This is a genomic window from Arachnia rubra (genome assembly GCF_019973735.1).
GTDB lineage: Bacteria > Actinomycetota > Actinomycetes > Propionibacteriales > Propionibacteriaceae > Arachnia > Arachnia rubra.
Genome location: NZ_AP024463.1, coordinates 789,235 through 812,561, shown reverse-complemented (window position 1 = coordinate 812,561; position 23,327 = coordinate 789,235). Strand labels below are relative to the sequence as shown.

General features: G+C 65.9%; 21 protein-coding genes, 1 tRNA gene and 1 other RNA gene. 10 read left to right on the top strand and 13 right to left on the bottom strand.

Translation table 11 applies throughout. The annotated features are described in order from the left end of the window. Window positions 1–4: 4 nt before the first annotated feature. Both SK1NUM_RS03595 and ffs read right to left on the bottom strand, forming a co-directional pair. Window positions 5–1,663, bottom strand: coding sequence for a M20/M25/M40 family metallo-hydrolase (locus tag SK1NUM_RS03595; RefSeq protein WP_212325449.1), 1,659 nt, complete (start codon window positions 1,661–1,663; stop codon window positions 5–7). A 128-nt stretch (window positions 1,664–1,791) separates the two neighbouring features. After that, window positions 1,792–1,888: signal recognition particle sRNA small type (gene ffs, locus SK1NUM_RS03590), an RNA gene on the bottom strand. 228 nt (window positions 1,889–2,116) lie between these two features. On the opposite strand from ffs, the gene SK1NUM_RS03585 reads away from it, so the two are divergent. The 3 genes from SK1NUM_RS03585 (at window position 2,117) to SK1NUM_RS03575 (ending at window position 5,087) form a co-directional block, all read left to right on the top strand. Continuing rightward, window positions 2,117–3,460 (top strand): Na+/H+ antiporter family protein, encoded by a 1,344-nt coding sequence (locus tag SK1NUM_RS03585; RefSeq protein ID WP_212325447.1) that lies wholly within the window; start codon window positions 2,117–2,119, stop codon window positions 3,458–3,460. 80 nt (window positions 3,461–3,540) lie between these two features. Beyond that, the gene (locus SK1NUM_RS03580) at window positions 3,541–4,944 is read left to right on the top strand and encodes a glutamate decarboxylase (RefSeq protein ID WP_212325445.1); all 1,404 of its coding nucleotides are present in this window, start codon (window positions 3,541–3,543) and stop codon (window positions 4,942–4,944) included. A 58-nt stretch (window positions 4,945–5,002) separates the two neighbouring features. Next, a tRNA-Ser gene (locus tag SK1NUM_RS03575) sits at window positions 5,003–5,087 on the top strand. Between the two features lie 71 nt (window positions 5,088–5,158). On the opposite strand, the gene SK1NUM_RS03570 is transcribed toward SK1NUM_RS03575, so the two are convergent. Further along, window positions 5,159–5,842: an NAD(P)H-binding protein gene (locus tag SK1NUM_RS03570; RefSeq protein ID WP_212325443.1), complete on the bottom strand. Its 684-nt coding sequence runs from the start codon at window positions 5,840–5,842 to the stop codon at window positions 5,159–5,161. 105 nt (window positions 5,843–5,947) lie between these two features. Here SK1NUM_RS03570 and SK1NUM_RS03565 point away from each other — a divergent pair, with 105 nt between their 5' ends. Further along, on the top strand, window positions 5,948–8,005 hold the full coding sequence (locus SK1NUM_RS03565; RefSeq protein WP_212325441.1) for an MDR family MFS transporter: 2,058 nt from the start codon (window positions 5,948–5,950) through the stop codon (window positions 8,003–8,005). A gap of 81 nt (window positions 8,006–8,086) precedes the next feature. Here SK1NUM_RS03565 and SK1NUM_RS03560 read toward each other — a convergent pair whose 3' ends face one another. Both SK1NUM_RS03560 and SK1NUM_RS15295 read right to left on the bottom strand, forming a co-directional pair. Then, window positions 8,087–8,980, bottom strand: a complete 894-nt coding sequence (locus SK1NUM_RS03560) for a hypothetical protein (protein WP_212325439.1) — start codon at window positions 8,978–8,980, stop codon at window positions 8,087–8,089. A gap of 165 nt (window positions 8,981–9,145) precedes the next feature. Then, window positions 9,146–10,318, bottom strand: a complete 1,173-nt coding sequence (locus SK1NUM_RS15295; protein WP_212325437.1) for an ABC transporter ATP-binding protein — start codon at window positions 10,316–10,318, stop codon at window positions 9,146–9,148. A gap of 147 nt (window positions 10,319–10,465) precedes the next feature. Between SK1NUM_RS15295 and SK1NUM_RS03550 the strand changes: the two genes are divergently transcribed. Both SK1NUM_RS03550 and SK1NUM_RS03545 read left to right on the top strand, forming a co-directional pair. Continuing rightward, on the top strand, window positions 10,466–11,647 hold the full coding sequence (locus tag SK1NUM_RS03550; protein WP_212325435.1) for a sensor histidine kinase: 1,182 nt from the start codon (window positions 10,466–10,468) through the stop codon (window positions 11,645–11,647). After that, the gene (locus tag SK1NUM_RS03545; RefSeq protein ID WP_212327460.1) at window positions 11,602–12,018 is read left to right on the top strand and encodes a LuxR C-terminal-related transcriptional regulator; all 417 of its coding nucleotides are present in this window, start codon (window positions 11,602–11,604) and stop codon (window positions 12,016–12,018) included. Before SK1NUM_RS03550 ends, SK1NUM_RS03545 begins: the two co-directional genes overlap by 46 nt. Window positions 12,019–12,030: 12 nt before the next feature. Here SK1NUM_RS03545 and SK1NUM_RS03540 read toward each other — a convergent pair whose 3' ends face one another. Genes SK1NUM_RS03540 through SK1NUM_RS03530 form a run of 3 tightly spaced genes read right to left on the bottom strand, consistent with a single transcriptional unit; the run spans window position 12,031 to window position 13,405 of the window. Then, a complete protein-coding gene (locus tag SK1NUM_RS03540) occupies window positions 12,031–12,687 on the bottom strand; it encodes an MBL fold metallo-hydrolase (protein ID WP_212325433.1) in 657 nt (218 codons plus the stop codon). 59 nt (window positions 12,688–12,746) lie between these two features. Further along, a complete protein-coding gene (locus SK1NUM_RS03535) occupies window positions 12,747–13,031 on the bottom strand; it encodes a hypothetical protein (protein WP_212325431.1) in 285 nt (94 codons plus the stop codon). A gap of 8 nt (window positions 13,032–13,039) precedes the next feature. Then, window positions 13,040–13,405, bottom strand: coding sequence for a TMEM175 family protein (locus SK1NUM_RS03530; protein ID WP_212325429.1), 366 nt, complete (start codon window positions 13,403–13,405; stop codon window positions 13,040–13,042). Window positions 13,406–13,565: 160 nt separating this feature from the next. Here SK1NUM_RS03530 and SK1NUM_RS03525 point away from each other — a divergent pair, with 160 nt between their 5' ends. From SK1NUM_RS03525 to SK1NUM_RS03515, 3 genes are read left to right on the top strand one after another with little or no spacing between them, the layout of a single operon-like run. Then, entirely contained in the window at window positions 13,566–13,820 is a 255-nt protein-coding gene (locus SK1NUM_RS03525; protein ID WP_212325427.1) for a type II toxin-antitoxin system Phd/YefM family antitoxin, read from the top strand. Then, window positions 13,813–14,223 (top strand): type II toxin-antitoxin system VapC family toxin, encoded by a 411-nt coding sequence (locus SK1NUM_RS03520; protein ID WP_223927778.1) that lies wholly within the window; start codon window positions 13,813–13,815, stop codon window positions 14,221–14,223. Before SK1NUM_RS03525 ends, SK1NUM_RS03520 begins: the two co-directional genes overlap by 8 nt. 40 nt (window positions 14,224–14,263) lie before the next feature. Next, a complete protein-coding gene (locus SK1NUM_RS03515) occupies window positions 14,264–15,106 on the top strand; it encodes a uracil-DNA glycosylase (RefSeq protein ID WP_280526536.1) in 843 nt (280 codons plus the stop codon). 38 nt (window positions 15,107–15,144) lie between these two features. On the opposite strand, the gene SK1NUM_RS03510 is transcribed toward SK1NUM_RS03515, so the two are convergent. The 3 genes from SK1NUM_RS03510 to SK1NUM_RS15405 form a co-directional block, all read right to left on the bottom strand. Then, window positions 15,145–17,625, bottom strand: coding sequence for an FGGY-family carbohydrate kinase (locus tag SK1NUM_RS03510; RefSeq protein WP_212325421.1), 2,481 nt, complete (start codon window positions 17,623–17,625; stop codon window positions 15,145–15,147). Continuing rightward, complete coding sequence (rhaI, locus tag SK1NUM_RS03505) at window positions 17,618–18,781, bottom strand: L-rhamnose isomerase (RefSeq protein ID WP_212325417.1); 1,164 nt, start codon at window positions 18,779–18,781, stop codon at window positions 17,618–17,620. Before rhaI ends, SK1NUM_RS03510 begins: the two co-directional genes overlap by 8 nt. Window positions 18,782–19,078: 297 nt before the next feature. After that, window positions 19,079–19,228 (bottom strand): helix-turn-helix domain-containing protein, encoded by a 150-nt coding sequence (locus SK1NUM_RS15405; protein WP_223927930.1) that lies wholly within the window; start codon window positions 19,226–19,228, stop codon window positions 19,079–19,081. Here SK1NUM_RS15405 and SK1NUM_RS03495 point away from each other — a divergent pair. Then, window positions 19,157–19,315: a hypothetical protein gene (locus tag SK1NUM_RS03495; RefSeq protein ID WP_223928036.1), complete on the top strand. Its 159-nt coding sequence runs from the start codon at window positions 19,157–19,159 to the stop codon at window positions 19,313–19,315. The genes SK1NUM_RS15405 and SK1NUM_RS03495 overlap by 72 nt on opposite strands. Window positions 19,316–19,420: 105 nt before the next feature. Here the strand turns inward: SK1NUM_RS03495 and SK1NUM_RS03490 are convergent, their stop codons facing one another. Further along, window positions 19,421–21,922, bottom strand: a complete 2,502-nt coding sequence (locus SK1NUM_RS03490) for a polynucleotide kinase-phosphatase (RefSeq protein WP_212325412.1) — start codon at window positions 21,920–21,922, stop codon at window positions 19,421–19,423. Continuing rightward, on the bottom strand, window positions 21,915–23,291 hold the full coding sequence (locus tag SK1NUM_RS03485) for a 3' terminal RNA ribose 2'-O-methyltransferase Hen1 (RefSeq protein WP_212325409.1): 1,377 nt from the start codon (window positions 23,289–23,291) through the stop codon (window positions 21,915–21,917). Before SK1NUM_RS03485 ends, SK1NUM_RS03490 begins: the two co-directional genes overlap by 8 nt. Window positions 23,292–23,327: the final 36 nt, after the last annotated feature.

Below are 23,327 nucleotides of genomic sequence, written 5' to 3'. Positions count from 1 at the left end.
ACGACTATCGCGCGCTGGCCCGCTCTGGAATGGATTGCAGAACCAGCAGCGTCAATGCCCCCACCGGGATGATGCTGAACAGCACAGGGACCGCCAGCTGGTTCATGCTCATGGACATGTGCACCAGCATGATCGGCATACTAAACAGCACCCCGACAGCCAGTGCGCTGAGAGCCGCGGCAGGCAGGCGCCAGGGCATCGGCAGCAGCACGGTGAGTGCCGTCACAGCGAGCGTGAGAGTGACCGTGTAGGCCCCACCCGGCATCACGATCATGAAGACCACTGCGCCAATGGCTAGCAGCGACAGCACCGCCGCCGTCGTCTCATCCTTCAGCCCAGCCCGCCAGCGCTGGACCAGGAACCAGGCAAGCCAGCCAATACCGGCGATCGCAATTCCCCAGAACTCCCAGTCCAGCAGCGGGTTCGGCCCCAACCCCCCAGCGGGAGGACCCCAGCCGAGCGCAGAGACCCCCTGCTGCACCAGCCACGCCGCGGCGCCGATTACCGTGCTGCGCCACACCAGTCCCCAAACCGTTCCCAGCACCCGGCGCCAGTGTTCGGACCGGGTCCGCAGGACGATGGCTGCGACGGCCAGCGCTACGGCCGCGACGCCGATACCGATCCCAACCTGCGTCGGATAGCGCACCACCACACCTCGCCAGACCGGGAAGAAATCGGCATCGGAGTCAGCCTCAAGCTGAGGAGCGTTGGCGTCGAAAAGCCAGGCACGGCTCACCGCAAGTACCTGGTTGCCGTAATGCTGAAGAGAACCCAGGTCGACGAACTCTGGAGAGTCGGTGGCATGGTGATAGTGGTCGCCTTCCCCGATGGCAGCGATATTCAGGCCGGTGAATCCGTGGCTTAATGGGATGGACAGGTCGGTTCCGTTCGGCATCATTCGGTAGACCGAAGGCAGCATCGATGTAGTGACCGGATCCGGGGCGTACCTTAGAAACAGGTCGAGCAGTGCGGCATTGTCCCGGCTGGTCTCGAACATCAGAGCAGGGCCGTTCATGCCGCGCGCCTCGATGTTGATGACTAGCTCCACGTTGTTGTAGTCGGCGCTGTGATATTCAAACTCGTTGGTAGCGCCGACCATGCCGGCTTCCTCCGCATCAGTGATGACGACCAGCAGGCTGTTGGCCAGCTGACGCCCCTCGGCCCGCAGCGCCCGCAGGGTCTCGACGATGGTGGCGACACCGTAACCATCGTCGGCCGCCCCATGAGAGGTCCCAGGCTCCAGAGTGGCAGTAGATTCGCTGGAGAAGGCGGAGTCATAGTGGGCCATCATCATGAGGGTGCGATCCGAAGTCCCAGGAATCCGCACCACGATCGATTCGGCGTTCACCCCGTCAAGCTTCTCGACGCCGGGGAATTGCTGGAGTTTCATCGGATGGGCATGGATCTCGGGCTGGTAGCCCAGCTCCGTGAACATCGCAATGACGTCATCGCGGGCCCTGGCGTGCGCCTCGCGATCCAGGAGGCTGTGGGGTTCGTCGGCCAGGGTCTCAATATGGCTCATGGCACGCTCGGCGGAGAACTCCCGCGGGTCGGCATCACACGCCACCGGCCGGGGCACGGCCATGATGCCGGCGGTAACCAAGACCGCCAGCACAACACCTATCAGCGGAAGCAGAGGGGCAAGTCTTCTGAAAATCAGCATGGACGCTCCTTGGGGGTTGAAAGCGTCCCCATACTGCTAGACATTGTCTAGCACGTCATCCGCCCAAGGTCTTTCCACCACCCACAATCCCCTAGGGAAGCGCCCCTAGGGGCAATGACCCGAGAAAAGAAAAAGGCCCCTCGCGCACCCGGAAGAGCTCACTTACCCTTGCTGCCTTCCGGCCCTGGGGGAATTGGGCGAGGTACCGCCACGCGAGGAACCGCTGACGAGTGTACATGAGATCCACGCTAGGTGTCGTCTCGCTCAGATGCCCTAGAGCAAGGACAGCTCCACCAGGGCGGATGATGCACCAAGACAACCGAGCGAAACACCACCGGGCCGCACCGTGGGCGAGATGAGCCTCAGCCCAGGCACCGCGGATCCGGAGGGAAAACACCGGCTAAATTACGACGCACAGCGCTAGGCTCCTGCCGTCGATTGGAGAGGACCCGAATGAATGCCGTGGTGGCCGCCGTCCTGGTGATGCTGATACTCGCGACCCTCCGGGTGCATGTCGTCTTGTCGCTGTTCCTGGGCGCTGTGGTGGGTGGCCTGCTCTCGGGGATCGGACTGGAGGCGACGATGGTGGCCTTCCAGGAAGGCCTGGCGGGAGGTGCGCGAATCGCCCTGTCGTACGCGCTGCTCGGCGCTTTCGCGATGGCCGTCGCCCATTCCGGCCTGACGCAGTTGCTGGCCGACGTCCTCATCCGCCGTCTCGATGGCCAGGACGCCGGGCAGAGGACCACCTTCTGGGTGAAGTGGGGCATGCTGGGTGGCCTGGCCGCGATGGCTGTGATGAGCCAGAACCTGATCCCCGTCCACATCGCGTTCATTCCGCTGCTGATCCCGCCGCTGCTGGTGATCATGACCAAGCTGCGGCTCGATCGCCGCGCTGTGGCCTGCGTCCTCACCTTCGGCCTGGTGACCACCTACATGTACCTGCCGCTCGGTTTCGGGAAGATCTTCCTGGAGGACATCCTGCTGGGCAACATCGCCAATGCGGGACTCGACGTCCAGGGCGTCAACGTGATGGCAGCGATGGGCATCCCAGCCCTCGGCATGGTTGCGGGCCTGCTGATCGCGGTCCTGGTGACCTACCGGGCACCACGCGACTACGACCCCGGCGCGAAGATCGATGTGAGCGCGCCAGCGGAGATCAGCCGTCCGAAAGTGATCGTCGCGGTGGTCGCGATCCTCGGCAGCTTCGCCATCCAGTCCTGGCTGACCGTCAGCGGCTCCAAGGCGGATCCGCTGCTCGTCGGCGCCCTGGTGGGTCTTTTCATCTTCATCGCAACAGGGGTGGTGCGGCGCCTGGAGGCTGACGAGGTGTTCACCTCGGGCATGCGCATGATGGCTCTGATCGGTTTCATCATGATCACGGCACAGGGGTTCGCGTCAGTGATGAAGGCATCCGGGCAGGTCGACCCGCTCGTCCAGGCAACCGCCGGGCTGTTCGGCGACAACAAAGCCATGGCCGCCTTCGCGATGCTCTTCGTCGGGCTGCTCGTGACGATGGGCATCGGGTCGTCGTTCTCCACCCTGCCGATCATCACGGCCATCTACGTCCCGTTGTGCGGTGCGCTGGGTTTCTCAACCCTAGCGACCGTCTCGATCATCGGCACGGCAGGCGCCCTGGGCGACGCGGGCTCCCCCGCCTCCGACTCCACCCTCGGCCCCACCGCCGGCCTCAATGCCGACGGCCAGCACGACCACATGCGCGACACCGTCATCCCCACCTTCCTGCACTTCAACCTGCCGCTGCTGGCCGCAGGCTGGGTGGCGGCCATGGTGCTCTGAAGTTCCCCGGTTCCCGGGACATTCCCGGTCTCTTGAGGCAAGATCGACTTAACACCCTCGCCCAGCGAATCGAGGTAGCTATGAGACCGCCACGCCCCCGCCCAACACCGTCCAACGCTCCCAGCCAGGTAAAGCTGAATCCGCTCTTCGCCCGCCCCGGTGAGGCCACCGAGCTACCGAGAACACGGCTTCCACAAGGCGAGTCGCTGCCGGAGACCGCGTACCAGATCGTCCACGACGAGGCGATGCTCGACGGCAACGCCCGTCTCAACCTGGCCACCTTCGTCGGCACCTGGATGGACGATCACGCGAGCCGGCTCCTCGTCGAGTCGGCGGACAAGAACATGATCGACAAGGACGAGTACCCGCGCACCGCCGAGATCGAGACCCGGTGCTGGCAGATGCTCGCCGATCTGTGGCATGCCCCCGACCCGGAACATGCGATCGGCACCTCGACGATCGGATCGTCGGAGGCGGCGATGCTCGGTGGGCTAGCCCTGAAGCGCCGCTGGCAGCAGGCCCGCCGCGCGGCTGAGAAACCCACAGACCGCCCGAACCTGGTGATGTCCAGCGCGGTGCAGGTGTGCTGGGAGAAGTTCTGCAACTACTGGGACGTCGAAGCGCGCTACGTGCCGGTCAGTGAGGAACACCCAGTGCTCGACGGGCACAGCCTGGAGAACTACGTCGACGAGAACACCATCGGCGTGGTGGCGATCCTGGGGGTCACCTACACGGGACGCTACGAGCCGGTGGCCGAGATAGCGGCCGCCCTGGACCGCATCCAGGCCACGACCGGGCTCGACGTCAAGATCCACGTCGACGGGGCGTCGGGCGCGATGGTGGCGCCGTTCCTGCAACCGGACCTGGTCTGGGACTTCCGGCTGGAGCGGGTGGCGTCCATCAACACGTCGGGGCACAAATATGGACTGGTCTACCCCGGGCTGGGCTGGGCGGTGTGGCGCACCACCGATGACCTGCCCGAGGACCTGGTGTTCCGCGTCAGCTACCTGGGCGGAGATATGCCGACCTTCGCGTTGAATTTCTCCCGGCCTGGGTCGCAGGTGCTGCTCCAGTACTACCTGTTCCTACGGCTGGGGGCCGACGGGTACCGGCGGGTGCACGAGACGTCGCAGGCGGTGGCGACGTTCCTGGCGGACCAGATCGGAGCGATGGATGACTTCGAGCTGTGCAGCGACGGCACCGGCATTCCCGTCTTCGCCTGGCGCCTCGCCCAGCGCCCGGGACGCTGCTGGGAACTGCACGACCTCTCTGACCGGCTACGCATGAAAGGCTGGCTGGTGCCCACCTATCCCCTGCCCGATGACCTGGCTGACGTCCTGGTGCAGCGCGTCGTGGTCCGCAACGGGTTCAGCCACGACCTCGCGCAAGCCTTCCTGGAGGACCTGCGTACCGAGGTCGGCTATCTCAACGCCCTGACCGCCCCCATGCCCTCAGCCGCCAGGCAATCCGGCTTCCACCACTGACAACCACGGGATACCACCAGGTTTGCCCCAGCCCGCGACCTCGGGTATGGTTCCCGGCGGAGGATTCGCCTAGAGGCCTATGGCGCTCGCTTGGAAAGCGGGTTGGGTTCACGCCCTCACGAGTTCGAATCTCGTATCCTCCGCTGAGTAACTTGGGCTCCCGGCAGCAAAGCCGGGAGCCCAAGTTTTTCTTGCAGATCTCAGTCTCTTCGTCTCAGGAAAGGTCGGCGAACTCGGCCGGCACATCAGCCAGGGCCTCGGCGATGGGCACGTCGCCGTCGCAGAAGGGGATGACCTTGCCGATGGTCCTGTCATCGCTGAGGGCGGCTGCTATCACCGCGGCGACATTGGCGCGAGAAGTCGGGTAGTTCGCGCCCATCCCATCCACTGAACGCCCCAGCGTGATCCTCCCGGTGGGCTCGTCGAGAGTGAGGAGACCGGGACCGAGGATCGTCCAGTCCAAGTCCGTGGTCTGGAGGTGGCGATCGGCAGCGAGTTTGGCCAGCGCGTAGGCGAGAAGCGGGTGATCCTCGGCGATCTCCCCATGGGAGCCGATGAACGAGACCATCACATAGCGCCGGGCCCCCGCGGCCGCTGCCGCCTCCATGCTGCGAATGGCGGCGACCCGGTCGATGGCGTCGGTCCGCTCCGGTCCGCCCTTGCCGCCAGCACCCGCCGACCACACCACAGCATCAGCGCCCTCGAAGGCCTGGGTGAGATCCCCCAGCCCGGCCTCCTCAACGCTCAACACCAGGGGCTCGGCTCCCGCAGCGGTGACGTCGCCGCTCTGGGCTGGGTCGCGGATCAGGGAGACCACCTGGTCGCCACGCCCCGTAAGAAGCGGCGCGAGCAGCAGGGCGACCTTCCCATGGCCACCGACGATGACGATGCGCGACATCAAAGGCTCCTTCCTCAAAACTTCATGCCCACCCCAGGCTATTGCCCTGATTCAACAGCCCGGCCTTCCAGATCACGCCGCCAGGTGAGGTGTACCTTCGGCCTCATGAGCGAAGGCGTGGGCCAGGTAACCGGGAATCCATCAGCCAGTTTCGACTTCCACGCCGTCAGATGGGCATATGCGGGACTTGTGGTGGGGATGTTCACCGCGTCGATCAGCCAGACCATCGTCTCCCCCGCCATCCCACGGATCGTCGCGGACCTCGGCGGTCTGGCCTGGTATTCCTGGCTCTCGACGATCGTGATGCTGGTCTCGGCGGTCATCACGCCGGTCAGCGGGAAGCTGTCCGACATCTTCGGGCGCCGGCGCTTCTACATCCTCGGGCTGGGACTGTTCCTCGCCGGGTCCGCGCTGTCCGGCATGGCGATGAACTTCCCCTTCCTGATCTTCTCCCGCGCCATCCAGGGAGCCGGGATGGGTATCCTGCTGCCGCTGTCGCAGACCATTCTTGGGGCCATCATCCCGCCCAGGCAGCGTGGCAAATACCAGGGTTACATGGGTGCGGTGATGGGAGCCTCACAGGCCGCAGGACCGCTGATCGGTGGCTGGATCACCGACGCCTACAGCTGGCGGTGGCTGTTCTACATCTCCATGCCGGTCGGCCTGACCGCGCTGATCATCATCCTGCGACACCTCAAGGTGCCCGAGGCCGACGTGAACGGCACGATCGACCACGCCGGGATCTCGACGATGACGGTGGCCGTCACATCAGGCCTGCTCGGGATCTCACTCGGGGGATCCCTTGGCTGGCTACGGCCGGAGGTGCTGGTGCTGCTAGCCATCGGCGCGGCTTTCACCATCGCCTTCGTGCTGGTGGAGCGGCGTGCCACCGAGCCGATCATCCCGCTGCGCCTGCTGCGCAACAGCGTCTTCGTCACCGCCAGCAGCGGGGCCTTCTTCATGAATATGTCGATGTTCGTGGTGATGATCTACGTGCCGGTCTACGCGCAGGGTGTGCTGGGTGTCAGCGCCACCGAGTCTGGGCTGATCCTGATCCCGATGAATGTGGTGCTGTTCTCCACCGGCATCGTCATAGGCAACCTCGTCACCCGCACCGGTCACTACAAGGAATTCGTGGCGGCAGGCAGCGCCATTCAAGTGGTGGGCGCCATCCTGGTGATGCGCCTCAGCTCCTCGTCCACCTCGCTGGAGGCGTTGCTGACCACGGCCATCTACGGGCTTGGCTACGGCATGAGCTTCCAGCTGTATGTGCTCGCCATCCAGAACGCCGTGCAGCGCCGTGACCTCGGGGTCGCCACATCAGGCCTGCAGTTCTTCCGCAACATCGGCTCGACGCTGGGCACCGCCATCGCCGGGACGATCATGACCACCCACCTGATGGGCGGAATCGACAACCGTCTGACTCCTGAACTGCGGGCGCTGACGCCACCGGAGGGCCTGGATCCGAACGTCGTGCTGACACCGGAGTCGCTGGCGGGTCTGCCGGCGCCGCTGGCCGATGTGCTGCGCTCCGCCCTGGCCGATGCGATGTCGTCGGTGTTCCTGCTGCTGCCGTTGCTGACGACGCTGTCGCTGGCTGCGACGTTGTGCATCAAGCCGCTGCGGCTGCGGGAGACCCTCGACGACCGGCCCGGAGAACTGCTCGACGCCACCGCCATGTCTAGCCCCGACCAGGAACGCCACCACCTCAGCTGCGAGGACGAACACACCCGCCACAAGGAGCGCATCATGGGAGCACATCTGGTGCTGCTGGCGGAGGAGGTCGGGGACAAGAACCCGATCCTGCGTGACGCCGTCGCCGAGTTCGGCGGCGGCGACCTGGCCCGTGGGCTGCAGCTGCTGCGCTCCACCGGCACCATGCTGCTGAGCGAGGACCCCAAGGTCATCGACGAGCACGAAGCATTCGCCGTCGAACTGTCGCAGCGAGGCCGCGCCAGGCACATGCTCAGCCGAGACATCACAGACCGACTGGACGCCGTCGCGACGCTGGTGGCGCAGCGCCCCACGGGGACTCCGACCAAGCCACGCATCGACACGGTCGAGGGCATCGACGGCGTCAGCATGCGGCGTGCCCTGATGATGCTGGACAGCGCACTGGTGGCCGACATCGCCACCCGCCGGATGACGACGAAACCGGGCTGAGCACGATCCGCGCCAAACCCACGACTCGGCGTTTTCCCAGGAGGTCTCACAGGGCCAGGAGCGAGGTAGCCGCGGAGTCCCTCAGCTGCTCACGAAACGCCGCTCAAACCCCGGATCGGGAATCATCACCAGCTCCTGCGGGTTCGCGAAGAAGGCCAACTGACTGATTGCGCCCTCTGGCGAGGCGTAATAGATGCTGTCGCTGACCACCCCGCCGGGATGGGTGTACCGGGGGTCGGAGATGTAGTCGCTCAACCGGTAGGCCAGTTCCCTGATCTGGTCCGCCCAGTCCGCGTGACGCAGGACCGAGTAGAACACGACCTCCCGGCTGGGCACCCCGAAGGCCACACCCAGCGGAGCCGGTCCGACGACCTCCGGCACCAGGCTGGCCCAGTTGGCGGCACGAGAGGCGACGAACAACGACTCCCCCGTGAATGCTGAGACATTCTCGGACAGGTCGAACCGGTCGTCGATGGGTTCGCAATCGGTGTTGGCCTGCCCGACGGCATACAGCTCGTCGAGCGGGAGCGCGATGCCCTCGATGTTCTGGTCGGTCAGGGTCACGACGGTCGTCGGGAAGTCGAGAGTCAACGCGAGGGCCAGGCCCTCGGCGATGACCCGCTCATACGAGCTGCGACCCGCCTCAGGCGGGTACAGGCGAGTCCTGATCTGAGCTCTCAGCTGCTCGGGCGTCAGATCCGATGGTTCGGGCGCTGACAGCGCATCGCTGACGGAGCCGATGCGGTATGCCACCAGCTGGGGCCATTCGTCAGGAGGGGTGCGGCGGGCCATGTCGAAGGTGTTCTTGAGCATGAACGTGTGGCTTTCCTGCCCAGCGGGATCGAGCAGGGTGAGCGCCGTGTCATCACCTGTTCCCTCGACCCGGGATTCAAAGCCGCGGGCCCGGAATTCCTGGACGGCCAGCTCCAGGACCTGGTCCTCCAGCGATAGCCCCCGCTTTCTCATGAACGGCATTGACCAATTCTGCCTAACGAAAGTTCACAGCACCATAGTCTGAGAGCCTTTCCACACCTGCAGTAAAGCGTCGGCAGCTATCCGTCACCGACGGTGCCGCCACCGGTCAGGGTTCCAACGAATCCGCCGCCCCACCCGTGGGAATCCCTACACGAGTGACCCTCATTAACTGACCTCCTTACGCAGCACCCGCAACACCCCTGCGATGGCGGGGACGACCAGCCAGATCGCGACCCCCGTGCCGGTCGTCGCCCATTCCACCGGAGTGTAGCTGCCCTGCCGGAGCATCGCCGACGGGGTAGTCGGATCGACCCAGGCCAGCGCCCCGGCATGCTGGGGCAGCGCGGTGCGGATCATGTTGAAGACCATGGGCTGCACCAGGATCATGACGATGGCAGTGGGACCATTGAGCAACAGCAGGCCCATGGCGTAGGCCTCCAGCACGTAGAGCACTGCGACGAGCACGACACCGGTCAGCAGCACACCGTCCACCGACCAGTCGGGAGTGGTGTTCTTGAACGCGGCCGCGATGAAGTTCACCGGCACCGCGGCCAGGTAGATGAGCCCATAGGAAACGAGCGTGACGACGACCAGCGCCAGCGCCCGGGCCGCCAGCACACGTCCGCGATGAGGTTCCAGGAGGTAGGTACCCATCACGCTGCGGTTGGCGTATTCGCTGGTGGTGGCCAGGATCGCCACCACCGTCAGCAGAGTCCCGGCGGGTGCGACAGCCAGGGCGGCGACGCCGGAAAACCCCTGGACGCGGGTCATGGCTCCACCGGCGGCGAAGGCCAGTGTCAGGGCGATAGCGGCCACCAGGTGACGCAGCCACACGATGCCCTGCGGGTCGAGTCCGTTGGCGGGCTCGTCGAGCACTAGGACCTCCGGGTCACCGAGCAGCGCCAGCGCGATGCCGAGCCGCTGTCGCATGCCCAGCGAGTAGGTGCCGACACGACGGCTGACCTCGGGCCGGGTCAGGCCGACCAGGTCGAGCAGCTCGGTGACCCGGTCACGGTCGGCCCCCATGGACATCGCGGCCAGGCGCAGTGTCTCGGTCCCGGTGCGGCCAGGATGGGTGGCGGAGGCGTCGAGTAGCGCGCCGACGGTGTGACCAGGGTTGGGGAGCTGGCGGTATGAGACGCCGCCGATGAGCGCCGAGCCGCTGGTGGCGTCCGCCAGTCCACACAGGATCCGCAGGGTGGTGGACTTCCCGGCCCCGTTCGGCCCGAGAAAACCGGTGACGGTGCCCGGAGCGACATCGAATGAGATGCGGTCGACGGCAACGACCTGGCGTGTCCCCCTGCCGTACCGCTTGGTCAGTTCTGTGATCGTGATCATGACTCCAGCCCACCCAAGCCGGCTAGGCCGCCTCCAGCTGCCAGGGGCTGGAGCTGCCTCGACCATGGACTGGATCTGAGGTAGCCGAAGGTCAGTAAAGGACCGGCGACAGCCATTCAGCAGCGTCATTCATGCTTTGCTGGACGGGTGAATCACCATCCCTCCGGTGCCCCCTTCCGACGAGGGCGGTCGCTCACCGTGTGGCCGCTCACCGGACTGATGCAGCTCTACTACGTCTCTCCGCTGCTGTGGTCTACGCTGCGGCGGGGCTGGGATGCCGCCATGCTCCTACCGCCGGCCTGCGACGTCTTGTCCCTGGCCTTGATCGCAGGACGCCAGAGCCGCCACCTGGCAAAACTGCTGGTGGCCGCGGTGGTGCTGCGGACCATGGGGCCTGAGCTGAACCCGGCCCTGGTGATCCTGACGGCCTATCTCGCCAGGTGGCGTCCTCTGCCGCAGGCCCTGCTCTCCGGGACGGCAGCGATGCTGGCTTGCGCGGTGGAGGGCTTCAGGGGGAACTGGAATCAGCCGGTCATCGTGCAGGCCACGTTCCTGGCGCTGGGCATCGTCACCGCAACCGCCGTCGGCCATGGAATCCAGCAGCGGCAGAAGACCCTGGCCGCGGAGGCGGCACGGGAGGAGGCCGCCCGGCGGGCTGACGAGGCCCGCCTGGAGCAGGTGCGGCTGGCCGAACGCGAGCGCATCGCCCGCGAGATGCATGACGTGGTGGCCCACCGCATCTCACTGGTAGCGATGGCCTCCGGGGCGCTCGCCTACCGCGACAACATGACCCCCACCGAGATCCGCGAGGCCGCCCAGCTCATCAACGACAACGCAAAACGCTCTCTCAACGAACTGCGCCTGGTGCTCGGCACCCTGCGGGACTCCGGTTCCGCCCCAGCCCCACCCCAGCCGGGAATCGAGCAGGTGCCGATACTGGTCGCGGAGGCGCGGCAGGCCGGACAACACATCGGCCTCGACGTCCAGGCGGATCTGGCCGAGGTGCCCAGCCAGGTCGGCCGCCACGGCTTCCACATCGTGCAGGAGAGCCTGACCAACGCCCGCAAGCATGCGCCCGGCGCCCCCGTCGAGGTGCGAGTGACGGGATCGCGCGGCGAGGGACTGCTCATCCGGGTCACCAATCCCCTCACTGGCACGCCCCGTGGCCCGGGCTCCCGGCTGGGACTGGTTGGATTGGCGGAGCGGATGGAGCTGATCGGCGGCCGCTGGTCGGCTAGCGAGCGGGACGGCTGCTGTCCCAGCCCAATCCACCAGCGATCATCATGCTCACCACCTTCAACACCGATGACTACGTGTTGCGTGCTCTGAAGGCCGGGGCACGTGGTTTCCTCCTCAAGGACACCTCTCCCGCCGAGATGCTGGACGCCATCCGCCGCGCCGCCGCAGGGGAGCCGGTGCTGTCGCCACAGGTCGCGGGGCAGGTCATCGCGGCCGCCACCGCTCAGGAGCGGGTGGATACGGCCGCCAAGCAGAACCTGGACTCCCTGACCACCCGGGAACGCGACGTCGCCCGCCTGCTCGCGGAGGGCAAGTCGAACCAGGACATAGCCCACGAGCTCTACATGAGTCTGGCGACGGTGAAAGCCAACATCACCCGGATCTTCCTGAAACTGGAAGTCGACAACCGGGTGGCAGCAGCAATGCGGATCCGCGACGGCGGCGGAATCCCCAAAGACTGAGGGGTGGCGTGGTCACAACGTCATGCTGTCGCCGACCGGCAACCGGTCGACCGTCTCGGCGCCCTCACGCAGTAGGGACTGCAGGACAGCGTCGACGACCGTGAGACCATCGGGGTTGAGCACCTCTGGATTGATCAGGCCGTCGTGTACACCGAGCACCCGCCGGGGCTGTACCTGCCGGACGTAGCGGATCAGGTCAGTGGCACGCAGCCAAGGAGCGTCCACCGGAGTAGCCAGGACTTCCACAGGCCCCGGCGGGATCGCGTGCTCGTCGCCGGTGATGAAGAGCCGTCCACCCAGCAGATAGGCCCGGTTCAGCGGTCCTAGAACATCGGGATGCACCTCCGCATGCCGGTCACCTGCGACCAGGACGTCAAGGTCGCCGATCGTGAAGGCATCACCGGCCTGCGCCTCGTGCACGCTCTCCCCCTGGACCTCCAGGCGAACGATCGCATCTGACGGCGCCCAGATGGCTATCCCACGGTGAGCGGCCTCAGCCAGGACCTGCGGTTCCGCATGGTCGTAGTGGTCGTGGGTGACCAGGATGGCGTCAAGCCCGTCAAGATCAGGCCGGGGCCCAAGGCTCCCCGGGTCGATGAGCACCCGGGCCTGGACGGTCTCCACCAGCAGCGACGCATGATGCAGCTTGGTAATCCTCATCTCACTCATACCCCCAAAACTAGTCGCCACCATATAACCAGCAGTGCTCAAACCTCACACAACAGCAGTCATGCCCTGAACTGCTGCGGGACAACTATCAAAAGCAGCGTCACAAGCACCGAAAGTAGCATCGCGGGCGGAAAGACGACAATGGTCAGGGTTAACCCAACCAACTTGATCACGATATCAAGCATCATCCACCGGTTACGCCGCGACATTCTACTGGAGAAGGACTTCACATCCTGATTGTCTTCACGAAGTGAGGCATACATGAGGAAATTCATCAGGGTGATCAATAGCACAACTCCACCATAAAGAATCTGCGCCGTGGAGTTGAAGAAATTCGTTGACACCAGGAAGTTTATTCAGCAAAGCGGTCAAGCTTCCACCAACCTGCGGTTGACAAGGGGAGATGCCGCGAAGAGATGGCTCCTGAATAACCTTCCAGATCTGTGAAGCAAGGGAAGAAAGAAGCTGAGAACAACATGAGAACAGTCAACCAGACTGTTTTCTGGCTCACCCGTTTGACGTTATACCATTCGCTATGATTATTAATCCACATTGCCCCCAGCCAGAGGAAAGACACCGCATAGGCGAAAAAATGAGAACGCAGCTCCCACAACGCCTCCCAGGTGACTTCGGAGGGCTTTTTCAATTCTAATACCAGAATCGTCATCACGATCGCGATAACAGCATCAACAAAGGCAGACAGGCGTTCTCTGGGCACCTCAAAATCCTTTCAAGATCTTTCCCGATACCACTTAAATATGGCATCACAGCTCTACCCTACGACTAGCCTGCCAGCCATCTCGCTTCAAGATATCGCGAGAGAATAACGTCATTGAGGATCCCGGACATGTTGTAGCACAATGTGCTACAATTGGCTCATGAGTGAGGTCATTAGCCAACGAGAACTTCGCAATGACAGCGGCCGGATCATGCGTGCCTTGGACGAGGGGCAGAGCTTCATCGTGACCCGGCACAGCCAGCCTGTCGGAGAACTTCGTCCTATGCGCCGTCAAAGGCTCGTGGATGCTCACGCCGTGACTGAAGTCTTCAGAAACGCACCTCCTCTGGACCATGAGAAGTTCCAGGCCGACCTGGACGAGGCGATCGACCAGACCTGCGTGCCTCGTGCCTAGGCAGCGGCTCGCTGCGGGTTTGCTCGACACATCAGTGGTGATCGATCTGGAGCACATTCCCGCAGAACTACTTCCCGAACAGGTGGCGGTATCAGTGATTACAATGGCCGAACTCGCCGCCGGGCCAGCAGCTTGCAATGACCCGGGCGAACGCGCACGCCGCCAGGACAGGCTTCAACGTGCAGAAGCCGTCTTCGACCCAATTCCTTTCACCACCGAGGCCGCCCGCGCTTACGGCCGTGTCTACTCAGCGGTTCTGGCGATGGGGAGACAGCCGAGACGTCGTTTCGCTGATCTGCTGATCACCTCCGTGGCAATCGCAGAGAAGCTCCCACTCATTACAAGAAATGCCGCAGATTTCACCGGGCTTGAGGAAATGGTCGAGATCGTGTCGATCACCTGACCGGGCACACGGCTTGCCGGCACCTCGTTACCCTGGGGTGGTGCCGACCGATCCACACCCGCTAACAGGCGATGCTTTTGCGTCGCCTGTTCCGCCGGGGAGCGGCTGGCCTGGGGACCCGGCTACCGCGGCAACCCCCGTCGCCCAAACCGCAGAAGATGTCACCCGGCTAGCGGTGGCAGCAACAGATCTCACCGGGCTGGATGCCGCCGTCTCGGTGTGCCGGGCCTGCCCACGGCTGGTGGACTGGCGCGAGTCGGTAGCGACGACGAACCGCCGGGCCTCATTCAGGCATGAACCGTATTGGGGCCGGCCGGTACCGTCATTCGGCGACCCCCAGGCGAGGGCCCTGATCGTCGGACTCGCCCCAGCCGCGAATGGCGGTAACCGCACCGGGCGCGTCTTCACCGGTGACCGTTCCGGGGACTGGCTGTTCGCCGCACTCCACCGGACCGGGTTCGCCAGCCAGCCTGCCAGCGCCGCCGCAGGGGATGGGCTGCACCTGGCAAATCTGAGGATCACCGCCGCCGTGCACTGCGCCCCACCCCAGAACAAGCCAGCCACCGTGGAGAAGACCACCTGTTCTCCCTGGCTGGACCGTGAGCTGGAGCTGTCGCCGGATATCCGAGCGATCATGGCGCTCGGGGGAATCGGCTGGGACGCAGCCCTGGCGGCAGCCCGCCGCCTCGGCTGGAGGGTGCCGCGTCCCAAACCCCGGTTCGGCCACGGTGCCACAGCCAGCCTGGAAGCATCAGGGCGCGCGGTGACCCTGGTCGGCTGCTACCACGTCAGCCAGCAGAACACCTTCACCGGCCGCCTGACCGAGCAGATGCTCGACGACGTCCTGGCGCAGGTCCGGGACCTCATCGATTCCCGCGGCTAACTCGTGATCATTCACCTGCCCGAGCACCCCGAGCTTGGTCAGCTGTGGAGCATCTTCTGCCGGTAGGCCTCGGCCTCCCAGGTCTCGATGAACCGCCGTTCCCGCTCGTCGAGGGCCCGGACCCGGCCCAGCTTCGAGGCCGCCTGCGCCACGATGAGGGCATCGATGTAGACCGCCAGGGCGGTGCAGGCCTGCTCCTGGTTCCCGCCCACCGCGGCGACCCCACATCCTGGGAAGACCGCGACCTTCGGATCGGCGCCATGCCGGTCCCGGTATCTCGCGACCTCCTCAGCGATATCGCTCTCCTGGTCGATCACCACCGGGAACGCCCCGGCGTAGACGATCTGGTCCGGGATCAGCGGGCCCTGCTCCAGGAACCGCGCCCCCTCCCGGGTGAGGGGAAACTCCACCGCCACCCTGCTGTCCTCGAAAACCACCACCGCAGCCTCCACGGCGTTCCGGAAGACCTCGGCCATGGCGGACAGCCCAGTCGCCGCCTCATCCAGGGCCTGCTGGATCCGTCCCACGACCCGGTAGCTGGTCGCGCGGATCGCCTCGGGCGAGGCTCCCGCCACGATCAGCCCGTGATTCATCAGAAATATGACCTTCGGGGCAGACCGGCCGGTACGTTCCACATACTCCCGGCGCCGTGACGCGATCTCGCGGGCCAGCGGCAGCCCCGGATCAACGTAGGGCACCCATAGCACCTCGTCACCGAACAGTTCCCGGGTTAGCGTCTCTCCATCCTCGTTGCAGGTGACCGCATTGATCAGGAGCGGGTGGGTGTGCAGCACATAGGGGTCGTCGATGAGTGCGTGGAACAGGATCTCGACGCTTGGCCGGCGTGACCCTTCGTCGAGGCGGGCCAGCTGCGCCAGGTGCTGGACGGGGTCACCCAGCTCCGGGGCTGGGTCGGGCTCATCGAGGGCCGCTGTCAGTACGTCGATACGCAACGGCACCAGATCCTTAGGGGTGAGCGTCGCCATCGAGACCCCGCTCGGTTTGATCCACAACACCCCATCCGACGTGGCTGACGAGTTCCCGCCACCTGCGCGGGTGAATCTGGGATCGGCCCCGAACTCGTTGGACAGGTCGCAGATGGCCTCCAACAGCCCAGCAGGGGGTGTGGGCGCGGGCTGGTACTCGGTGATCTCGCAGGATTCCATGACGGTTTGCCTCGCATCACTCAAGGACCCGGTGATCAGGCCGACGGCGCGTGCCTGGACCAGGGCGTTGCCGATGGCGGTGGCCTCTTTGGGTCCGGCGAGTATGGGCAGGCCGGTGTGATCTGCGGCAAGCCGGCATAGGAGCGTATTGGCGGAGCCGCCGCCGACGATCACGATCTGGGCAGGATTTCTGTCCGTGAGCGACGCCAGCTCACGGACAGTACGATCGTATGCCACAGCCAGGGATTCCAGGACCGAACGGGTCAGCACCGCGGGATCGTCTAGCCGGGGATCGCCGGTGAGTGCCTTCAGCCGGGCCGGCATGTCGCCGGGTGCGACGAGGCCCGGGTCCATGGCGTCGAAGACCGGCGCGTCCTGCACCCCACGGGCGGCAGCGATGAGTTCCGGAATGGCGTGGTCGTGCCCCTGTCTCCCCCAGGTGCGGATGGACTCAGACAGCAGCCACAGCCCCGTGATGTTCTTCAGGTAGCGGACGCTGCCGTCCAGGCCGGCCTCGTTGGTGAAATTCGCCTGGCGGGAGGTCTCGGTCAGGATCGGGGCCGGCAGTTCCATGCCCAGCAGTGACCAGGTCCCCGACGATAGATAGACATCGTCGGGGCCTCGCAGGGGGGCACCGGCCACAGCCGACGCGGTGTCATGGGAGCCGACAGCCACCAGCGGAATACCGACGGCTGCGCCCGACCGGATGGGACCGACCACCGTCCCCGGTTCGATCACCTCGGGGAAGATCCGGCGGGGCAGCCCCAGCCAGTCGATCAGCTCCCAATCCCAGTCGCCAGTTACGGGACTCAGGAGGGCGGTGGTGGAGGCGTTGGTGCGCTCAGCGACCTGCTGTCCAGTCAGCCAGTAGCCGATCAGGTCGGGCAGCAACAGGAACCGGCTCGCCTCGCCGAGCCGGCCCGAGGCAAGGTCGTGGACCAGCTGGTTGACGGTGTTGAAGGGCTGGTCCTGGATTCCAGTACGAGCGTATAGTTCGGCCGGGGAGATCTTCTCAAGAACGGCTCGGCGGCCGTCCTCGCAGCGGGGGTCGCGATAGTTGTAGGGCTGGTCCAGCAGCTCATCACCCGCCAGGAGTCCGTAGTCCACCGCCCAGGAGTCGACGCCGACAGCCCTGACGGGGCCGGGTGCGGCCGCTATGGCATGGGCGATGCCCGCCTGGATCCGGCCAAACAGCGTCATCGCATCCAGCCGGAGCCCCATCTCGGTGGACTGTGCAGCGGTGCTGAACCGATGGATCTCGCGTAGCTCCAGTTTTCCGTCGAAGGTAGCCAGGATCACACGGCCGCTGGTGGCTCCCAGGTCGACCGCGACCACGCAGTCCACGTCACGCACCCCAGCTGGACTGCACGCCGCCGACCCGCTCTCCAGCGATACGGGCCAGGTAGCCGCTGTCCAGGAAGGCCTGCGCTGGGTCGGCGGGCAGGCCACGTTCCTCGCGCCAGGCCGCCAGGGCCGGGCGGACGTCGGTGTAGAACGCGTCCATGAAGATGGCGTTCGCGCCCAGCACATCGCCTGCCTGCTGCGCCTGCTGCAGCGCGTCGAGATCCACCAGCAGGGCGCGGGCCGTCATCTCCTGGACGTTCAGCACCGACCGGATCTGCCCGGGGATCTTGTCCTCGATGTTGTGGCACTGGTCCAGCATGAATGCCACAGGTGAGTCCGGCTCGAAACCGCCGCCGCGCCGTACCTCGTAGAGGATCCGGAACAGCTGGAAGGGGTCGGCTGCACCGACGATGAGGTCGTCGTCGGCGTAGAACCGGGAGTTGAAGTCGAAGGAGCCGAGCCGTCCGAGGCGCAGCAGCTGCGCGACGATGAACTCGATGTTGGTCCCTGGGGCGTGGTGCCCGGTGTCGAGGCAGACGAAGGCGCGCTCCCCCAGCGCTGCGACCTGCGCGTAGGAGGTGCCCCAGTCGGGCACGTCGGTGTGGTAGAACGCCGGCTCGAAGAACTTATACTCCAGGACGAGCCGCTGCTGTGGGCTGAGCGCGGCGTAGATCTGCGCCAGGGACTCGGCCAGCCAGTCCTGGCGGCGGCGCAGGTCACCCTGGCCGGGGTAGTTGGTGCCGTCAGCGAGCCAGATCTTCAGGTCGCTGGAGCCGGTCTGGTTCATCACCTCGATGCATTCCAGGTGATGCTCAACGGCCTTGGACCGGACGGCGGGGTCGTGGTGGGCGAGGCTGCCCAGTTTGTAGGTCTCGTCCTGGAAGGTGTTGGAATTGATCGTGCCGATCCGGACTCCCAGGTCGTGGGCCTCCTGCACCAATCCCGGCCAGTCGCTGACCTTGTCCCACGGGTAGTGCAGGGCGACGATGGGCGCCAGTCCGGTGAAACGGTGCACCTGGGCGGCGTCGGCCAGTTTCTCGTGGATAGTGCGGGGCGCGCCGGGAGACCCGAAGACACGGAAACGTGTCCCGGAGTTCCCATAGGCCCAGGATGGGACCTCGATCTCCTGCCGCGCGAGGACGGCGCTGGTGGTCTCGTCGAACATTCCGCCTCCTTGCGGGCTGGTGTTGCGAAAATGCTGAAACTTCAAACAGCGCCTAGAACCATACAACTCGCGTAGTCAGAGCGACAAGAGAAAGACCGGAATCACGAACCCAGATCGATCAGTGTGACTTCCGGGGGCCCAGACCCACCAGCCGACTCAATGAACCAAAGATTATCGCGTCGCTATCGTCGCTCCGAGCTTGTGGAATAGACCAGAGCGTTCGGATCGATGCGATCGATATGTGCCGAAAGGTCCTCCTAGCCAGCGATGCGCTCCAGGTCTGTCCGATATGCGGTCTCATAGCGAAGCCACGAGTCGGCGGGGATGCCGACCACGCTCTCCAGCCGGGAAGCAGTGCCGCCTGTGATGGGGGGCGTGTCCATTCACGATCTCGTTGACCTGCTTACGGCTGCATCCCAGGAGGCCGGCGACCTGCTGCTGGGACAGGCCCTGCTCAAGGATCCACTCTTCCAGATACTCCCCCGGGGCGACGGCGTAGTTGGTCCTAGTCATGGCTCCTCCTGGCAGTGGTAGTCGTCAATGTCGCTAATGGCCACAATTTTGGAACGTCTCAGGTCAGACACATCATCGGGCCGGATTATCGGCACCGACAATTCTGCTGGTCTTTACCTGCGGCAGCTACAGCCTCGGATCGACGGGTTCAGACTCCAGGGCCAGGACTGCGAAGACGGCCTCATGGATGCGCCACAGCGGCTCACCTGCGACCAGCCGGGAGACCGATTCCAGTCCCAGCGCGTATTCCCGTAGCGCCAGGGAACGTTTGCGCCCCAGGTTGCGATTCCGCAGCCGGGTCAGGTTCTCGGGCGATGTGTAGTCGGGGCCGTAGATGATGCGCAGGTACTCGCGGCCCCGCACCTTCAACCCGGGCTGGGCCAGGGAGCCGCGGCCGGTGCGGGTCAGGTTGGCGAGGGGCTTGACCACCATGCCTTCGCCGCCGCCGGCCGTCAGTTCCTCCCACCAGCGCACGCCCTCGGTGCGGCTGGCTTCGCCGGCGGTGTCAACCACCAGCCGCCGCGTCGTGCGGAACAGTCCGGGATCGGCCTCGACGAGCCGGTCAGCGACGCCCAGATGCCACAGGTGATCCCGGCCGGCGAACGATGTCCCCTCCGCGGCCAGCACCTGGAAGGGGGCGAGCTGCACTCCGTCGAGTCCGGACGTTGGCCAGGCGTAGCGCCGCCAGGCCTGGTCGTAGGCGTCGATGTTCTGCAGCCGGGTGCGGCTGCGCTCCAGCAGCTTGGCGACGTCGAGGCCTCGCGCGGCCGCCTGGCCCAGCACCTCGACCGTCGGGGGCAGCGCCAGCCGGCCCGCCGCGCTAACGGGTGCGTACTGGCTGCGCAGCAGCTCTCCGGCTTTCAACGACCACGGAAGGAGTTCCGCGTCCAGCAGCAGCCAGTCGCTGCCCAGCTCGTCGAATAGCCCCGTCGTCTCGGCAGCGCGCCGCACCCGGCCCAGGAACTCGCGGGACAGCTCCGCACCGAAGAAGGCCCGCCCGGTGCGGGTGTAGACGGCACCGTCGCCCCGCAGATACACCACGGCCCGCGACCCCATGTGTTTCTCCTCGCAGATCACCTCCCCGACGCCCCAGTCGGCGTACTGCGAGAAGGCCTCGTCGGGATGTTCGAGGTAGTCAGGACGCGACGACGTGGCCACCGGCGACATGGTCGGCGGCAGGTACGGCAGGAGGCCCGGGTGCAGCGCGAACCGGCTCATCACCTCCAGAGCACCCGCCGCGCTCTCCGCCGGGATGGTCAGCCGCCCCAGCTCCGAGGTCTCGACGGTCCTGCGCCCGGTGACGTCGCTGATGCGCAGCTCGTCGCTGGGACGTCCTGGGGCGACGAGGGGCCTAGCGGGTTCGTAGTAGACCCGTCGCGCAGGCACCTGGACGGTCTCCCGTTCCGGGTAGCGCAGCGCCGACAGCCTCCCGCCGAACACGCATCCTGTGTCCAGGCACAGCGTGTTGTTGACCCAGTCGAGGGTCGGTGTGGGGGTGTGTCCGTAGACCACCATCGCCCGGCCACGGTAGTCCTCGGCCCACGGATAGCGCACCGGCAGGCCGTACTCGTCGCTCTCTCCGGTGGTGTCGCCGTACAACGCGAAGGACCGCACCCGGCCCGACGCCCGCCCGTGGTAGGCCTCCTTCAGGCCAGCGTGGGCAACGACGAGTCGTCCGTCATCCAGCACGAGGTGGGCGACCAGGTCATAGCACCAGTCGCGCACCTGCCTGCGGAACTCGGGAGTCTCCGCATCCAGCTCCGCGAGCGTGGTCTCCAAGCCATGTCCCACCTGGACGTTCTTGCCGTCGAGGGCGCGGATCAGCTTGGCCTCGTGATTGCCGGGCACCGCGATGGCGTGACCTGCCGCGGCCATGCCCATCGCCAGCCGCAACACACCCAACGATGAGGGGCCACGGTCGATGAGGTCACCGACGAAGAACGCGGTGCGTCCCTCCGGGTGGGCCGCGTCAACGGGGCGGCCCTGGTCATCGCGGGTGATGGTGTAGCCGAGTTCACCAAGAAGCTCCACCAGCTCGTCGAGGCAGCCATGAACGTCGCCGATGATGTCGAAGGGACCGTGAAGGTCGCGGCGGTCGTTGAGGAGGCGCTCGCGGACGATGACCGCGGCATCCACGTCGGCGGGGCTGCCCAGACGGTGCACCTTGCGGAAGCCCTCCCGTCCGAGGCCGCGCAGCGAGCGGCGCAGGGCCTGGGCCTGTCGCTGGATCGGACCGTTGCCGAAGCCGCGGCCGGGCCGGGCGCGGTTCCGGGCGATGGCTTCCTTGGCGTCGATGTCGAGGACGATCGCCACGGGCAGCACATCGTGGTCGCGGGCCAGTCTCACCAGCTCGGCGCGGGCCTCGCGTGTCACGTTGGTGGCGTCGACGACGGTCAGCAGGCCGCGGTCCAGACGCTTGCCGACGATGTGGTTCAGCACGTCGAAGGCGTCCGCTGAGGCCGACTGGTCGTTCTCGTCGCCGGAGACCAGGCCGCGGCAGAAGTCGGAGCTGACCACCTCGAAAGGCTCGAAGACGCGGTCGGCGAAGGTGGACTTCCCCGACCCGGAGACGCCGACGAGCACCACCAGCGATAGCTCCGGAACCGGCAGTTTGATGGGTTCAGTCATGCGGGACCTCCAGGGTGAGCAGCGCCAGCTGGGTGGGTGAGCCGAGCTCCGGGTCGGATGGCCCGGCCGGCCGGGTCTCCACCCGGTAGCCGTATTCCCCGGCGACGCGCTCAGCCCACTGCCGGAACTGGCCGCGCGTGAACTCGAACCGGTGGTCCGGATGGCGGAACTGCCCCTCGGGGATCTCGTAGCGCGCGTTGTACTCGGCGTTGGGTGTTGTCACAACGACGTGACGCGACCTTGCATGCCCGAAGACGTTGACCTCCAGGGCACCCAGCCGGTCTGGGTCGAGGTGCTCGATCACCTCGACCAGCAGCATGGCGTCAAAGCCCGTCAGCTCGTCGTCGCGGTAGGTGGCCGATGACTGGCGGAGCCGGATCCGTTCCCGCTGCCGGTCGGGTAGCCGAGCCAGGCGCTGCTCCGCACGTTCCAGCTCGCGCGCGGACACGTCGACGCCCAGGATCTCGGTGAACGCGGGGTCGTCGAGCAGCGCCCGCAGGTAGAAACCTTCGCCGCAGCCGAGATCGACGACGCGGTGCGCGCCCACCTCACGCAGCACGGTCAACACCGCGTCGCGGCGGTCCAGCCGCAGCGGGCGAGCGTCATCAGCCGGGACAATCTCCTCCGGTGCTGCCGCCCCGGGAGCAGCATCATCCAGGGCGTCGAGACGGGCGAGAGCATCCTCGCTCAGGTCCCGGGCCACGAGGTAGCGGCGGGTGATCAGGTCGCGTTCGGGGTGGGCGGCCAGCCAGCGCTCGCCACGGCGCAGCAGTTTGTCCACCTCGTCACGGCTGACCCAGTAGTGCTTGACGCCATCCAGGGCGGGCAGCAGGACGTAGAGATGGCTCAGCGCATCGGCCAGGCGCTGCTCACCGGTCAGGGTTAGGCCGATGTGCGGGGCTGTCCCCCAGTCGAACCCTTCAGCCAGGGGGACCTCCTCAGTCTCGACCTGCCATCCCAGGGGTGCGAACAGGCGTCGCGCCAGCTCGGGTGAGGTCCGCAGCGCGGAAATCCGGACGCTGAGAGGCAGCGGCACCCCGACCAGGTCGGGACAAGCGTCGCAACGCCCATTCATTGCAGTTCCGAACAGTCGTCCGAGTGCGACCGCCAGCAATGACGCCGCAGCATAAGGCCGGTCGTTGACGTACTGGCCGAGGGCGAAGGAGTCCTTGTGGGTGCCACGCACCAGGGCCACGGGGTCGACCTCGACCAGCAGCGCGACTGTGCAGCGCCCGGGCCCCGATTCGGGGTAGAACACAGTGGCGACGCCACCCGGCAGGTCGCGCTGCTGCACCCGGTCAGGGTGTTTGTGCAGCAGGTAGCCGAGGTCATCGGCGTCGTGAGCCGTCGAGGTGAGAGTCAGAAGCACCGCTTCATTGTTTCATCAGGCCTGTCCCGCCGGAAC

Coding starts and splice junctions, on each gene's coding strand:
- SK1NUM_RS15295 (WP_212325437.1), bottom strand. CDS start 10,318: ATGATCACGATCACAGAACTGACCAAGCGGTACGGCAGGGGGACACGC.
- SK1NUM_RS03580 (WP_212325445.1), top strand. CDS start 3,541: ATGAGACCGCCACGCCCCCGCCCAACACCGTCCAACGCTCCCAGCCAG.
- SK1NUM_RS03540 (WP_212325433.1), bottom strand. CDS start 12,687: ATGAGTGAGATGAGGATTACCAAGCTGCATCATGCGTCGCTGCTGGTG.
- SK1NUM_RS03560 (WP_212325439.1), bottom strand. CDS start 8,980: ATGCCGTTCATGAGAAAGCGGGGGCTATCGCTGGAGGACCAGGTCCTG.
- SK1NUM_RS03570 (WP_212325443.1), bottom strand. CDS start 5,842: ATGTCGCGCATCGTCATCGTCGGTGGCCATGGGAAGGTCGCCCTGCTG.
- SK1NUM_RS03585 (WP_212325447.1), top strand. CDS start 2,117: ATGAATGCCGTGGTGGCCGCCGTCCTGGTGATGCTGATACTCGCGACC.
- rhaI (WP_212325417.1), bottom strand. CDS start 18,781: ATGTTCGACGAGACCACCAGCGCCGTCCTCGCGCGGCAGGAGATCGAG.
- SK1NUM_RS03525 (WP_212325427.1), top strand. CDS start 13,566: ATGAGTGAGGTCATTAGCCAACGAGAACTTCGCAATGACAGCGGCCGG.
- SK1NUM_RS03595 (WP_212325449.1), bottom strand. CDS start 1,663: ATGCTGATTTTCAGAAGACTTGCCCCTCTGCTTCCGCTGATAGGTGTT.
- SK1NUM_RS03545 (WP_212327460.1), top strand. CDS start 11,602: ATGCTCACCACCTTCAACACCGATGACTACGTGTTGCGTGCTCTGAAG.
- SK1NUM_RS03490 (WP_212325412.1), bottom strand. CDS start 21,922: ATGACTGAACCCATCAAACTGCCGGTTCCGGAGCTATCGCTGGTGGTG.
- SK1NUM_RS03565 (WP_212325441.1), top strand. CDS start 5,948: ATGAGCGAAGGCGTGGGCCAGGTAACCGGGAATCCATCAGCCAGTTTC.